This window comes from Enterocloster alcoholdehydrogenati (genome assembly GCF_013282095.1).
Taxonomy (GTDB): Bacteria; Bacillota; Clostridia; order Lachnospirales; family Lachnospiraceae; genus Enterocloster; species Enterocloster alcoholdehydrogenati.
The window spans coordinates 14332-27576 of the sequence record NZ_BLTJ01000002.1 but is presented as its reverse complement, the minus strand read 5'-3'; the positions used below and the strand labels follow the sequence as shown (position 1 = coordinate 27576).

11 protein-coding genes are annotated in these 13245 nt (G+C 47.8%); 6 read left to right on the top strand and 5 right to left on the bottom strand.

What is annotated here, in order from left to right; genetic code table 11:
- Window positions 1-169 precede the first annotated feature (169 nt).
- The gene (locus HW447_RS02570) at window positions 170-1960 is read left to right on the top strand and encodes a flavin reductase (RefSeq protein ID WP_176253774.1); all 1791 of its coding nucleotides are present in this window, start codon (window positions 170-172) and stop codon (window positions 1958-1960) included.
- Window positions 1961-2098: 138 nt separating this feature from the next.
- Here the strand turns inward: HW447_RS02570 and HW447_RS02565 are convergent, their stop codons facing one another.
- Window positions 2099-2977 (bottom strand): SPL family radical SAM protein, encoded by an 879-nt coding sequence (locus tag HW447_RS02565; protein ID WP_176253773.1) that lies wholly within the window; start codon window positions 2975-2977, stop codon window positions 2099-2101.
- 421 nt (window positions 2978-3398) lie between these two features.
- Between HW447_RS02565 and HW447_RS02560 the strand changes: the two genes are divergently transcribed.
- Window positions 3399-5327, top strand: coding sequence for an oleate hydratase (locus tag HW447_RS02560; protein WP_176254038.1), 1929 nt, complete (start codon window positions 3399-3401; stop codon window positions 5325-5327).
- A gap of 99 nt (window positions 5328-5426) precedes the next feature.
- On the opposite strand, the gene HW447_RS02555 is transcribed toward HW447_RS02560, so the two are convergent.
- A complete protein-coding gene (locus HW447_RS02555) occupies window positions 5427-6317 on the bottom strand; it encodes a phosphoribosylaminoimidazolesuccinocarboxamide synthase (protein WP_279285652.1) in 891 nt (296 codons plus the stop codon).
- Between the two features lie 275 nt (window positions 6318-6592).
- On the opposite strand from HW447_RS02555, the gene HW447_RS02550 reads away from it, so the two are divergent.
- Window positions 6593-7216, top strand: a complete 624-nt coding sequence (locus HW447_RS02550; RefSeq protein WP_176253771.1) for a DUF4317 family protein — start codon at window positions 6593-6595, stop codon at window positions 7214-7216.
- Between the two features lie 66 nt (window positions 7217-7282).
- Here the strand turns inward: HW447_RS02550 and HW447_RS02545 are convergent, their stop codons facing one another.
- Window positions 7283-8752, bottom strand: a complete 1470-nt coding sequence (locus HW447_RS02545) for a cell wall-binding protein (protein WP_176253770.1) — start codon at window positions 8750-8752, stop codon at window positions 7283-7285.
- Window positions 8753-9082: 330 nt separating this feature from the next.
- Here HW447_RS02545 and HW447_RS02540 point away from each other — a divergent pair, with 330 nt between their 5' ends.
- Complete coding sequence (locus HW447_RS02540) at window positions 9083-9826, top strand: metallophosphoesterase family protein (protein ID WP_176253769.1); 744 nt, start codon at window positions 9083-9085, stop codon at window positions 9824-9826.
- A gap of 40 nt (window positions 9827-9866) precedes the next feature.
- Here the strand turns inward: HW447_RS02540 and HW447_RS02535 are convergent, their stop codons facing one another.
- The gene (locus HW447_RS02535; protein WP_176253768.1) at window positions 9867-10286 is read right to left on the bottom strand and encodes a nuclear transport factor 2 family protein; all 420 of its coding nucleotides are present in this window, start codon (window positions 10284-10286) and stop codon (window positions 9867-9869) included.
- 17 nt (window positions 10287-10303) lie between these two features.
- A complete protein-coding gene (locus HW447_RS02530) occupies window positions 10304-11623 on the bottom strand; it encodes a GGDEF domain-containing phosphodiesterase (RefSeq protein WP_176253767.1) in 1320 nt (439 codons plus the stop codon).
- 237 nt (window positions 11624-11860) lie between these two features.
- On the opposite strand from HW447_RS02530, the gene pyrH reads away from it, so the two are divergent.
- Window positions 11861-12562 (top strand): UMP kinase, encoded by a 702-nt coding sequence (gene pyrH / locus HW447_RS02525; protein WP_176253766.1) that lies wholly within the window; start codon window positions 11861-11863, stop codon window positions 12560-12562.
- A gap of 79 nt (window positions 12563-12641) precedes the next feature.
- Complete coding sequence (frr, locus tag HW447_RS02520) at window positions 12642-13193, top strand: ribosome recycling factor (protein ID WP_176253765.1); 552 nt, start codon at window positions 12642-12644, stop codon at window positions 13191-13193.
- The last annotated feature ends 52 nt before the right edge of the window (window positions 13194-13245 follow it).

Below are 13245 nucleotides of genomic sequence, written 5' to 3'. Positions count from 1 at the left end.
AATTCAGAGGAAAAATCGGGATGAGGATACGGAGAACTGGAATATTGGATGGTATGGCAGGAAGGAAAGTAAAAACGGAAATAAATAAAAATTTAACAAACTATAGATGGAAAATTCATAAAACCCGTGGTAGAATAAACATATAATGCAGAAAGGAACGGGTATAACAATGGAAATTACCAGAGACATTATCTATGCAGGCGTGAATGACCACAGCGTCGATCTGTTTGAGGGACAGTATCAGGTTCCTAATGGGATGTGTTACAATTCCTATGTGATCTGCGATGAAAAGACGGCGGTTATGGATACCGTAGACGCAAGATTTACCCATGAGTGGCTGGACAACCTGGCTGAGATTTTAAAGGGGAAAGCGCCGGATTATCTGATCATTCAGCATATGGAGCCGGATCACTCCGCCAACATCCACAATTTTATGAAGGTCTACCCCAACACCACCATTGTATCTAACGCTAAAGCCTTTGCCATGATGAAGCAGTTTTTCCCTGAGATGGATCTCAACGGCCGTACCCTGGAGGTGGCAAACGGGGATATGCTTACCCTGGGAACCCATGTGCTGACCTTTGTATTTGCGCCCATGGTACACTGGCCGGAGGTAATGGTGACCTATGATGCAGCAGATAAAATTCTGTTTTCAGCAGATGGTTTCGGCAAGTTCGGAGCTCTGGATGTGGAAGAGGACTGGGATGACGAGGCCCGCCGCTACTACATTGGCATCGTTGGAAAATACGGCGCACAGGTTCAGAACCTGTTAAAAGCGGCAGCAAGTCTTGATATTCAGATCATCTGCCCTCTGCATGGACCGGTTTTGAAGGAAAATCTGGGTCATTATCTTGAAAAATACAGCATCTGGTCCTCCTATGAGGCGGAATCGGACGGAGTGGTGATCGCCTATACTTCTGTGTATGGAAACACAAAGAAGGCCGTGGAGCTTCTGGCATCCAGATTAAAGGAGAAAAACTGCCCGGAGGTAGTGCTCTGCGATCTGGCCCGTATGGATATGTCAAAGGCTGTGGAATATGCCTTCTGCTACGGCAAGCTGGTGCTGGCTACTACAACCTATAACGCTGATATTTTCCCGTTTATGAAAACCTTTATCGACCACCTTACGGAACGTGGCTACCGTAAGCGCACCATCGGTCTCATTGAAAATGGTTCCTGGGCGCCCCAGGCGGCAAAAACCATGAAGGCCATGTTTGCATCTTCAAAGGATATCACCTGGTTAAAGGATAAGATAACCATCCAGTCTGCCATAAGCAGTGAAAATCGGGAGCAGATCGAGCAGATGGCTGCAGAGCTCTGCGAGGAATACATTGCCCGTTCTGAAAATACAGCCAATAAACACGATATGAAGGCTCTCTTTAAGATTGGCTACGGTCTCTATGTCGTGACGTCCAACGACGGAACAAGGGATAACGGTCTGATTGTCAACACAGTGACCCAGCTTACCGATACTCCGCTGCGCGTGGCTGTAAATATTAACAAGGCCAACTACTCGCATCATGTGATCAGGCAGACCGGCGTTATGAACGTCAACTGTCTGTCCGTGGAAGCGCCGTTTAAGGTATTTGAAACGTTTGGATTTCAGAGTGGAAGACAGACGGATAAGTTTGCCGGCATGGAGATCTGCCGTTCTGACAATGGCCTGACCTTCCTTCCCAAATATATCAATGCGTTTATGTCCCTGAAGGTAGAACAGTATGTGGATCTGGACACCCACGGTATGTTTATATGCTCTGTTACGGAAGCCAGAGTGATGAGCGACCGTGAGACCATGACATATACCTACTATCAGAACAACGTAAAGCCCAGGCCTCAGACCGAGGGCAAAAAGGGCTTTGTCTGCAAGGTATGCGGCTATATCTATGAAGGCGACACGCTGCCGGAGGATATCATCTGCCCGTTATGCAAACACGGAGCCGCTGATTTTGAACCAATTTAGTGTGCTGACATTATGATATATAGATTTACTGCTGTCTCTTTAAGGAGCGGCAGTAAATCTATATTTTTTTCAACAGTATATTGCCACGCTTTTGAGCCGGGTGAGGGGTTCCACTGACTTTTTTGTTTGCCGTTGGGTTTAAATTAAGTCAAATAAGTTTAGCTGAACAGGGGCGTTTTTTTCCTCAAAACGATACAGATACTCAAATATTTTCTGGTTATCGTGGATTATTCCGCTGTCTTCGCACATTTGATGAAACATTTTCATCAGTGCATTGTTTTTAGGACTATTAAGCTGGTACTGCATACCATAAGTGCGTATATATTTATCTTTCAGGTGAGGAAATAACCGATCCAACTGATTGTAAAAATACTCTCTGTTTCCCTCACGGAGTGTTAGTCCCATTCCAAAGCAAATAATGCCATATACGTTTGCTTCAATACAATATTCTAAAATCCCTCTGATATTTTCTTCTGTGTCATTGATGAATGGAAGAATGGGGCAAAGCCAGACAACGGTGGGAATACCTGCTTCATTCATTTTTTTCAGAGCCGCAACTCGTTCCTTTGTTGTGCTTACGTTCGGCTCAATCTTCTTACATAAATCTTCATCAAAGGTGGTCAGCGTCATTTGCACGACACACTTTGTTTTATCATGGATAGCCTTCAAAAGATCTAAGTCCCGCAATACTTGGTCGGATTTGGTTATTAAAGTGAAGCCAAAACCGTATTGGTTTGCTAAAGCCAATGCCTTGCGGACATTCCCCAGTTTGTTTTCCAGGGGGATATACGGGTCTGTCATAGAGCCTGTACCCAACATACATTTTTCACGTTTCCGTTTAAGGGTATTTTCTAATAGCTCAATAGCATTTTCTTTGATTTCAATATCTTCAAAGTCATGTTCCATGTGATAACACTTGCTTCTTGAGTCGCAGTATATACAGCCATGAGTACAGCCGCGATATAAATTCATCCCATTTTTAGATGATAAGATACTTTTCGTTTTTACAAAGTGCATAACTTTATCCTCGTTCAAAATTGCTTTTATTTTACCGAATCGCGAAAAATGGCTTTGGAGTTGCCTTTTTCTGCCAGGTTAGCATGGTTCAAATAAGCTGCTCTGTGGCAGTCTCCCTATAAACTGCATTATACCACATAAACTTGATAAATAAATGACGGCTTACAGGATAGTTTTTCTGAAATACTTTATCGTTTAAAAGAATGGATTCCGGCACAGACTATTATCAGGTCTGGAATCCGCGCCTGAGGGCGTGCTTTCCAGATACTCCCAAAAAGACGAAAGGCGGGATTTTTTGATGAAACGTATGGTGATGTCGCCCAAAATAAAGGGGATGGCAGTGGTTCCCAACATGAAGCATACAGCGATGGCCCGTGGGATAAAGAAAATGGCTGCATCCTCCCGGATGAAGCATCGGGCTATGAGGCCTGAAAGGGCAAATATGTGGATGGCCGGTGCCATGGGAATGATGGCCGCCGGTGCCGGTGCGGCGGTTATGATGGCCCAAAAAAAACGGGGACAGAAAAAGAGCACGCCTCAGAAGCAGAAAACACTCAGCCAGGGGGAACAGCGCTTTTATTATTCAAAGGGAAATTACGAGGCGTTCGCTCGGCCGAAAAAGCCGGAGGGGATCGATGAAAGGTCGGCATGGCTGATCGGCGGCGGTCTGGCCTCCTTGGCGGCGGCCTGCTTCCTGATCCGGGATGCGGGGATGGCAGGAGAACGGATCCATATCCTGGAAGCTTCCGACCTTACCGGAGGCGCCTGTGACGGGATAATGGATCCCACAAGAGGCTATATCATGCGCGGCGGCCGCGAGATGGAGGATCATTTTGAATGTCTTTGGGATCTGTTCCGATCGATACCCTCCCTTGATACGCCGGGAGCTTCTGTGCTGGATGAATTTTACTGGCTGAACAAAGAGGATCCCAACTATTCCCTTTGCCGCGCCACGAAGAACCGGGGGCAGGCGGCCTGTGCTGACAGGCGGTTCGGCTTAAGCGAAAAAGGAAGCCGCCAGATCATGAAGCTTTTTTTCACAAGAGATGAGGATCTGTTTGATAAGACCATTGAGGATGTATTTGACAAAGAAGTATTTGACTCGGCGTTCTGGCTCTACTGGCGCACGATGTTTGCCTTTGAAAACTGGCACAGCGCCCTGGAAATGAAACTGTATCTGCGTCGCTTTATCCACCATATCGGCGGCCTGCCTGATTTTTCGGCGCTTAAATTTACCCGCTATAATCAGTACGAGTCCCTCATCCTGCCCATGAAACGCTATCTGGAGGATGCGGGAGTGGAGTTTCGCTTCGGCGTCACAGTGACCAACGTGCGGTTTGAAATACAGAATGGAAAAAAGACCGCCAGATCCATTGACTGTATCATAAACGGAGGCCGGGCAGAACTTCCCATGACAGAAAAGGATCTTGTTTTCATTACAAATGGAAGCTGCACTGAGGGTACGGTTTACGGGGATCAGGATCATGCGCCAAAGGAAATGAACCAGACAAAAAGCGGAATATGCTGGAATCTTTGGAAGAATATCGCGGCGCAGGATCCTTCCTTTGGCCGCCCGGAAAAATTCTGTTCGGAGCCGTCTAAGACCTGCTGGGAATCCGCCACTATTACTACCTCCGACGAGCGGATTCTTTCATATGTAAAAAAAATCTGCAAAAGAGATCCTCATTCCGGTAAGGTGGTTACAGGCGGGATCGTCAGCTGTATGGATTCCGGCTGGCTGTTAAGCTGGACCATCAACCGTCAGGGACAGTTTAAGGAGCAGAAGAAGGAGGAGGTGTGTATCTGGCTCTATGGGCTTTTCCCGGATGCGCTGGGGGATTTTGTCCGAAAACCCATGAGAGAGTGCACCGGTAAGGAGATCACATCCGAATGGCTGTACCATCTGGGCGTGCCGGCAGAGGAAATCCCATGGCTGGCAGATCATGGAGCAAACTGTGTTCCTGCTATGATGCCATATATCACGGCCTTTTTCATGCCGAGACGGGACGGGGACCGGCCGGATGTAATTCCTGATGGGAGTGTAAATACAGCTTTTTTAGGTCAGTTTGCCCAGACACCCAGAGATACGGTTTTTACCACAGAATATTCGGTCCGCACTGCCATGGAAGCCGTCTACGGCCTTTGCAGCGTAGATCGGGGAGTGCCGGAAGTATGGGGCAGCGTGTACGATATCCGCGCGCTGTTAGAGGCTTCTGTAAAGCTGATGGACGGAAAATCGCCGCTGGCCCAAAAGCTGCCCATGCCTTTTGAAATGCTTAAAAAGCTGCTGTTAAAGAAGATCGAACCTACGGAGCTTGGAGTGCTTTTAAGGGAATATGGGCTTATGTAGCTGCTAAGATGCAAGCAGGCGCCTTCCAGCCGGATGAATCGGATCTGGAAAGCGCCTGCTTCCTGTATATTCACGTTGCTGCCAGCGGATCAAAAACCGTTACTTAAGCGTTTTGCCAGTCAGCATTTCATAGCTCTGAAGATACTTGTCAATGGTTTTTTTGACAATTTCCTCAGGCAGCGTCCAGTCATTGCCCGGATGGGAGGTAAGCCAGTCTCTTGCAAACTGCTTATCAAAGGATGGCTGGGAATGACCTGCCTCGTAGCCGTCTGCAGGCCAGAAACGGGAACTGTCGGGAGTGAGCATCTCGTCTCCTAACACTACATTGCCTTCTTCGTCAAGACCAAACTCAAACTTAGTGTCAGCGATAATGATGCCGCGGCTTAAAGCGTAGTCTGCACATTTCTTATAAAGAGCAAGTGTATAATCGCGGATCAGGGTTGCGTAGTGCTCCCCTTTTCCTGGGAAATACTTCTCCAGATGGGAAATACTCTGCTCAAAGGAGATATTTTCATCATGATCACCGATCTCAGCCTTGGTAGAAGGGGTATAGATAGGCTCAGGAAGCTTTTCAGACTCCTTTAAGCCTTCGGGAAGCCGGATGCCGCATACGGTGCCGTTCTCCTGATAGCTCTTCCAGCCGCTGCCTGTAATATAGCCTCTTACAATGCACTCTACAGGGATCATGGTAAGCTTTTTGCACATCATGCTCTTTCCTTCAAATTCAGGCTTCTGGAAAAACTCAGGCATATCCTTTACATCCACAGATATCATGTGGTTGGGAAGGATATCCTTTGTAAAGTCAAACCAGAATTTGGACATCTGAGTCAGTACAGAACCCTTCCCTGACACGATGTTGTGCAGGATCACGTCAAAGCAGCTGATGCGGTCAGTAGCAACCATGATCAGGCTGTCACCATTGTCATAGATCTCACGAACTTTTCCTTCTTTGAACGGTTTCATGTCATATACCTCGCTATCATATTGTATGTGTAATGCTTCTTTCTAAGCATAAACGAAATGAAACCTAAAAATCAATACCCAGATTGAATTTTATTCCATTACAGGAGTAAAAAATGACAGGTTCTCTTTTTTGCACAATAAAACAAAAAAAAATACAAATATAGACAGCATTTTTTCTTTCCACTGTTTCTGAAGAGGCGTATTCCTGGCTCCAGCTGAAAACGAGGATTGCTATTAGGGCCAATACGCGTTAAACTATCAGCGAAAACGTTCAGAAGAAACGGTAAGAGAGGGAGACAAATATGATAAACAGAGACGATATGCTTGAACTGACCAGGAGGCTGACACCCGCACGTTCTTCCGTCGGACGGATTGCCGGGGCCTATTTTGATGAGGAAAGCTATGCAGACGGTACGTTTAACACAAATTTTTTAAAGCTGTCCCAGGCAGATCGGGCAAAAAATCTTGCCCTGGCCAAGACCGTTCTTTTTTCAGATACCAATACTCAGCTAAAGGAATATCGGCTGACGGATCAGGCCAGGCGGCCTGGAGGTCTGTGGCAGCTTTTGACCGCCATCAAGGAATGTGGAATGAAAAATGACGCTTTTACAGATCTTTTTTATGAATTGATCGGAGAGAAATACCGGCCGGGCCGTCCCTGGTCCTGCTTTCTGTTTCACGGCCGTTATGACGTTCCCGTAAAAGGATCAGATAAGGAATGGCTGGAAGGCTCAGATGAGGTATACGAATATCTGATCTGCACCGTAAGCAGCCTGATCGGAGAATACGAACCGGGTACGCCTGAATTTGGATTTTTATACCCTGCCTTTAAGGAACGGGGAGCTGCATTAAATTTTGTAGATGTATTTGAAAGCCGGCCGGGCGGCCCCTGCAGGGAGCTTACAAAGTGGCTTTTAGAGGGGTGATCCTCCATGAAGCGCTCCTGGGGAACCGCCGGCCGGAACGTATATCGGTATGAGATCTTTAGAATATTAGTTTAAAACATATTCCTTATCAAAGATCACTTCCGGCAGGGTAGAGGCATCAGATGCTTCTACCTTGCCTTCTACATTTTTATCGTCATCAATATAGTAAATGGTGCCTCCGGAAATCTTATACATATAGTTTCCGTCTACCTTATAGTTCTTGCTGTCCGTCTGAACCTTTCCCGATTCATTGACAAGGTACAGCTTGTTTTTTACCTCAAATACCTGAAAGTCAGAGCCGTCCTCCGCCTCTACCAGACGTCCCTGATAATAGAGATAGCCGTCCTTTGTGCCGCTTAGGCCGGCGCCTTTGTCGGAACCGGAATCAGAGAAATAGTAGGTACCCGTATCGCCGTCCACGCTTAAGCCTGACTTCTTGCCAGTGACCATTTTCCCGTCTGAATCACTGGTTCCGAAGTATCCGACCATCTCTTCGCCGGAAGCATTTACAATACGGATCATACCCGTCTGACGTACGCCATAGGGATTAAAGAAATAGGAGTTTCCGCCGATCTTTGCAGTGGCGCGGCTCATGGTGGAGGCCTTGGCATTTAAATAGGCGGGGGTGCCGTCGCTTTCAAAGTAGTACCAGTTAGAATCGCCGTCCTCAGGCATCTCATCGCTGTCTCCCTCGGTGATAGCGTCCTTGTCCTCCGAGCTTGCCGGGTGGTCGGTCAGTTCCAGCCAGGTGTCTCTGGCCATGGTTCCGTCATTATCGCCGCCAAGGTACACAAAACGGCTGATGCCTGTGGTATCGCCGGCTTCCGCTTCCTCCTCCACGGCGATCCATCCGGTCATCATCACGCCGTCCTCGTCAAAATAGTATTTTTTATCATTGATGGTCTCGGCTGCATAGGTTTTGTCCTTGGCCCGCTTTGCCTTCCCGTTGGACTGAAAATAGAACCACTTGGAAGAATCCGAAGCAGAAGAGCGGGATTCAGAGATATCGCCGTCCTCCGGCTTATCCTCCTCGTCGAAATCAAGGCACTGCCAGCCGGTTTTTGCATAGCCCTGATCCTCGCCGCCCAGGTAGTAGATATCGTCGCCGTCAAAAAACCATCCGGTCCGCATTTTTCCTTCGCTGTCAAAGGAATACTTATAATTCCCAAGGGTCTCCCATCCGTCTTTTTCCAGCTTTCCCTTTGAGTCCACATAATACCAGCCCGCTGGCTTCTGCCCGCCGGTTTCCGTCACATGGATCCAGGAATTTTTCACCATGGCTCCGTTTTCATTTACATAGGATTCATCATCGATCCACTGGCTCACCGCCATCTTTCCGTCGCTTCCCAGATAGAACAGGGAGTCTCCTGAGGCTTTCCATGCGTTGGTTACATAATTTCCGGAAGAGTCTTTATAACGCCAGACGCCGTCCTCGCTGACCCAGCCGATATCGGCGGCCTGGGCAGAGAAAGCAGAGCCAAGAGTGAAAAGCAGGGCAGCTCCAAGGGCAGGAAGAAGTCGGTTGTATTTTTTCATGGTCAAAGGTTCTCCTTTTGGTATTTTTCAAAGTATAATAACTGCATTGTAGCACATCAAATGGCTTCGTACAATAAAGTTCACAAAATCGTCAGAAAATACCGGTTTTTGTCCAAAGGGTGCACGCGCTTATAGGGTCTGCAAATTCCCCGCAGATTCTATTGAAAAAACATAAATTATTCCTTATAATTATAAATCGCTGCCGGCAGTGAAGGAAAAGATAGGCACCTCTGACCGCTGCTGTGCAGAAAAAAACAGTAAACCGGATGAAAATAACCGGATATTTCCCTGAAAACAGGGCAGTGGGGTTGATATTTAGGAGGGCAATCAATGGGACGGGAACCGATACGGGCAGCTGTTATAGCGGATACACACGGCGTTTTGAGGCCGGAGGTGGAGAGGATCCTGGAGACCTGCGACGTGATTATACACGCCGGAGATTTTGATACACAGATGCTCTATCATAAGCTGGAGGTAGGCCAGCCTCTTTTTGCGGTAAGAGGAAACAATGACAGGGGATGGTCTGGAGGCCTTCCGGGAATTAAGCGCTTTGAAATCGGCGGCGTGAAATTCATTATGGCCCATGAAAGAACGAATATTCCGGGCAGTCTGGGAGACGTTCAGGTGGTAATTTTCGGCCATTCCCATATGTATCAGCAGCAGGAGATAAACGGACGGCTTTGGCTGAATCCCGGAAGCTGCGGCTACAAGCGCGGCACGCTGCCGCTTTCAATGGCTGTGATCACCATAGAGGACGGGGCCTATACGCTGGAAACCATCTGGCTGGAAAAAGGCTACGGCACACCGGAAGATGCCATTGCGAAACGGGAAAAGCTGAAAAGAAGCCGGTACGAGCGCCAGCAGAAACGACATATACAGGAGAAGAAGGACAAGGAGATCCTTTTCCTGACAGCAAAGATCCTGCGTCTTTATCAGGCCGACGTTTCCAGGGCCTGGGTGGTTAAAAATACGGGAGATGATCCGGAACTTGCGGGAAAGATCTACGATCTGTGTGGTGTCATGGAAACAGCAGACGCCCATCAGATCCTGGCAAAATTAAGAGCAGGAACCTGAAAACCTCCCGCTGGGAGGAGACTTTCAGGTTCCCGTCCATTCAAAACCAATTTGCCTGTTGATCTCTGAACCGGGGGGTATCGCCAGATTCATAAGGGTTGTAATGGCTGCGATTGCAGCCAAATTCCTTTAATGACTTTATCTGATTTTCAGCTGTCCATTCTACCAGAGAAATACCGTCAAATTCTTCCGTTTTTCCCGAAGCCATTTCATTCTTAAAATACCATTCTGCAACCGTCTGATTTTCCTTGTGAAAAAATTGTTTAATATCCCAGACAGCCACTCTGCCCCGGGTATTCCATTCCTCAAACCAGTGCTTTACGGCTTCCCGACTGCGGTATTGCGGACTCCAGCTTTCTGTGTAAATGACATCCTCTGTAAAAATATGGTCTATTCCCAGATCCTGCTGTTTCAGCCACATTTCAAACCACAACTGGATAATTTCTTCTCTCTCGTTCATAATCCTCCCGTCCTCTCTTAACGCGCCATTTTCCGCTTTTCTTCTTCGACGGTGATCCGTGATTCTTCCAGGGTATGGCCCAGTACCTTCACCAGTGTCTCCTTGTCCATTGTGGGAGCATAGTAAAAACCCTGCTGATATTCGCAGCCATAGCTGTTTAGGGCGTTTAGCTGGTTTTCTGTTTCTACGCCTTCTGCGATGATATGGATATTCAGATCCTTGGCGATTTGGATCAGTCCCCCGGCGATGGCGGCAGAAGCAGGATTCGTCTCTAATTCCCATACAAACATACGCTCTAATTTCACCGTGTTTACGGGCAGATCCAGTATGCCTGTAACGGGAGCGCAGCCGGAACCAAAGTGGTTAAGCACCAGCTCCACCCCAAGATCTGCCAGCTGCTGCATGGTGATATTTACATTTAAATAGACCGAAGAGAGTGCCGTATCATCCAGCTCTAAAGCCAGTTTCCCTGCCGGGATTTCATATCGGGCGATCACGTTCTCCACCTGGTCAACAAAATCTTCCTGGATCAGAAGAATGGGAGAAACGGGGATACAAATAGACTCAAACTCCCTTTGGGCTTTAAGAAGGCGGGCAATAAAACGGCCTGCATCCTCCAGGGCATAATAGCCGATTGCCCGAATCTGCCCGGAATCCTCAGCGATCGGCATAAATTCCCCTGCGCCAATGAGGCCGATCCCCTGGATGAAAATGCGCATATAAGAGTCGGCTCTGGTAAAACGCCCGGACTTCAGGCTGTAGGTGGGGCGGTAGCGGACCTCGATCTCCTTTTTTTCCAGAGCAGTCTGAAGATAGCGGGCAATGGCCTGACGGCGCAGAGCCTGTCCATGAAGTTTGGAGTCAAAGACAGCATACTGGTTGGGGCCGCATTCTTCGGCGGCAGCTACGGCCGCATCCAGATTCTTTAAAAGGGAAGCCATATCCTCAGCATAGGTGGGGCAGGAGCAGATGCCGATCTGAGCGGAGCAGACGCAGTCTGACTCGCCGACAGTCCATACACTCTCAAACCGTTCTAAGATTTTAGCAGCCAGATCGCAGGCCGCACCTTCCCCTGCACCTTCCAGCACGATCATAAATTCCACGCCGATATAGCGGAATACCCTGCTGCCGGATACACCGTTTAAATAATCTGTAATCTGAGCAAGAAGCGCCTCACAGTAATCATATCCGAAAGATTTATTGAGATTTTTGAAGTTTTCCAGATAGACCTTCATCACCACGCCTTTGGCTGGAATCTGAAAGGAACGATCATTCAGCCCCTTTACTGTTTCCCGGACGTGTTCCGTCTCTTTTTTGTTCTTTTTAAACCATTCCATACATGGACCTCCCTGAGTGTAGTGTGTATTTTGGAAAGCTTCCTGGTACACCAATCGTTTCTATTATAATACAATAGGGGAAAAACCTCAATTTTAAATTAAAAATGCTGAAAAATAGAAAAGTTGTTTCCTTTTTCTTTGCAAATTGACCGGAGTATGCTATACTGTTCTCAGAATATCATCTGCCGCCATTTCCCGGCTGGTGGATGATAAGTGAACATAAGGAGAGATCCATTCATGAAAATGAACCGAGTATTTTTAAAATTAAGCGGCGAGGCTCTGGCCGGACCGAAAAAGACGGGTTTTGATGAGGACACGGTAAAAGAGGTGGCCAGACAGGTAAAGCTGTCTGTGGATGCGGGGGTTCAGGTAGGAATCGTCATCGGAGGAGGCAACTTCTGGAGAGGACGCACCAGCGAGGCCATTGACCGCACAAAGGCGGATCAGATCGGTATGCTGGCTACCATTATGAACTGTATCTATGTATCCGAGATCTTCAGAAATGCAGGGATGAATACGCAGATATTGACTCCGTTTGAATGCGGCTCCATGACAAAGCTGTTTTCAAAGGATAGCGCCAACAGGTATTTCCAGCGCGGCACGGTGGTATTCTTTGCCGGCGGCACGGGCCATCCCTATTTCTCAACTGATACGGGCATTGCCCTTCGGGCGATTGAGATGGATGCAGACTGTATTCTTCTGGCAAAGGCCATCGACGGCGTATACGACAGTGATCCGAAGATCAATCCTGCGGCTAAGAAGTACGATACCATTTCCATCCAGGAGGTAATCGACAGACAGCTGGCCGTTGTGGATCTGACTGCCTCCATTATGTGTATGGAGCACAGGATGCCTATGGCAGTATTCAGTTTAAATGAGCCTGACGGTATTGCAAACGCGATGCAGGGACGGATTAACGGCACAATCGTTACGGCGTAGCCGGCTGTTTTAAAGATCAGGATATTGTTATTTTCGTAAAATTAAACAGGCGTTTACGGCCTGTGTTACAGGAGGACATATGGAAGATTTAAAGTTTTATGAGGAAAAGATGAATAAGACACTGGATGTACTGATATCCGATTACGGCACTATCCGCGCAGGCCGTGCCAATCCCCATGTTTTAGACAAAATCAAGGTAGATTACTACGGTACGCCCACCCCTCTTCAGCAGGTAGGAAATATCTCCGTTCCTGAGGCGCGCATGATCGTGATCCAGCCGTGGGAGAAGAGCCTGTTAAAGGCGATTGAGAAGGCCATTCTGACTTCGGAGCTTGGCATCAACCCCACCAATGACGGAAGCTGCATCCGCCTGATCTTCCCTGAGATGACAGAGGACCGCAGAAAGGAAGTTGCAAAGGATGTAAAGAAGAAGGGCGATAACGCCAAGGTAGCCATCCGCAATATCCGGCGGGATGCCAACGATGCGTTTAAGAAAGCTGAGAAGGCAGGCGATATCTCTGAGGACGAGCTGGCTGAGACCACAGAGAAGATGCAGAAGCTGACAGATAAGATGATCGAGAAGGTAGACCGTCTGGTGGAAGATAAGACAAAGGAGATCATGACCGTTTAAGCGGCTGGATCGGGATACTTCCTATATATGGGGGCAGGAGCGACTCCTGCCT

Coding starts and splice junctions, on each gene's coding strand:
- HW447_RS02545 (WP_176253770.1), bottom strand. CDS start 8,752: ATGAAAAAATACAACCGACTTCTTCCTGCCCTTGGAGCTGCCCTGCTT.
- HW447_RS02535 (WP_176253768.1), bottom strand. CDS start 10,286: ATGAACGAGAGAGAAGAAATTATCCAGTTGTGGTTTGAAATGTGGCTG.
- HW447_RS02560 (WP_176254038.1), top strand. CDS start 3,399: ATGAGGCCTGAAAGGGCAAATATGTGGATGGCCGGTGCCATGGGAATG.
- HW447_RS02540 (WP_176253769.1), top strand. CDS start 9,083: ATGGGACGGGAACCGATACGGGCAGCTGTTATAGCGGATACACACGGC.
- HW447_RS02550 (WP_176253771.1), top strand. CDS start 6,593: ATGATAAACAGAGACGATATGCTTGAACTGACCAGGAGGCTGACACCC.
- pyrH (WP_176253766.1), top strand. CDS start 11,861: ATGAAAATGAACCGAGTATTTTTAAAATTAAGCGGCGAGGCTCTGGCC.
- frr (WP_176253765.1), top strand. CDS start 12,642: ATGGAAGATTTAAAGTTTTATGAGGAAAAGATGAATAAGACACTGGAT.
- HW447_RS02530 (WP_176253767.1), bottom strand. CDS start 11,623: ATGGAATGGTTTAAAAAGAACAAAAAAGAGACGGAACACGTCCGGGAA.
- HW447_RS02570 (WP_176253774.1), top strand. CDS start 170: ATGGAAATTACCAGAGACATTATCTATGCAGGCGTGAATGACCACAGC.
- HW447_RS02565 (WP_176253773.1), bottom strand. CDS start 2,977: ATGCACTTTGTAAAAACGAAAAGTATCTTATCATCTAAAAATGGGATG.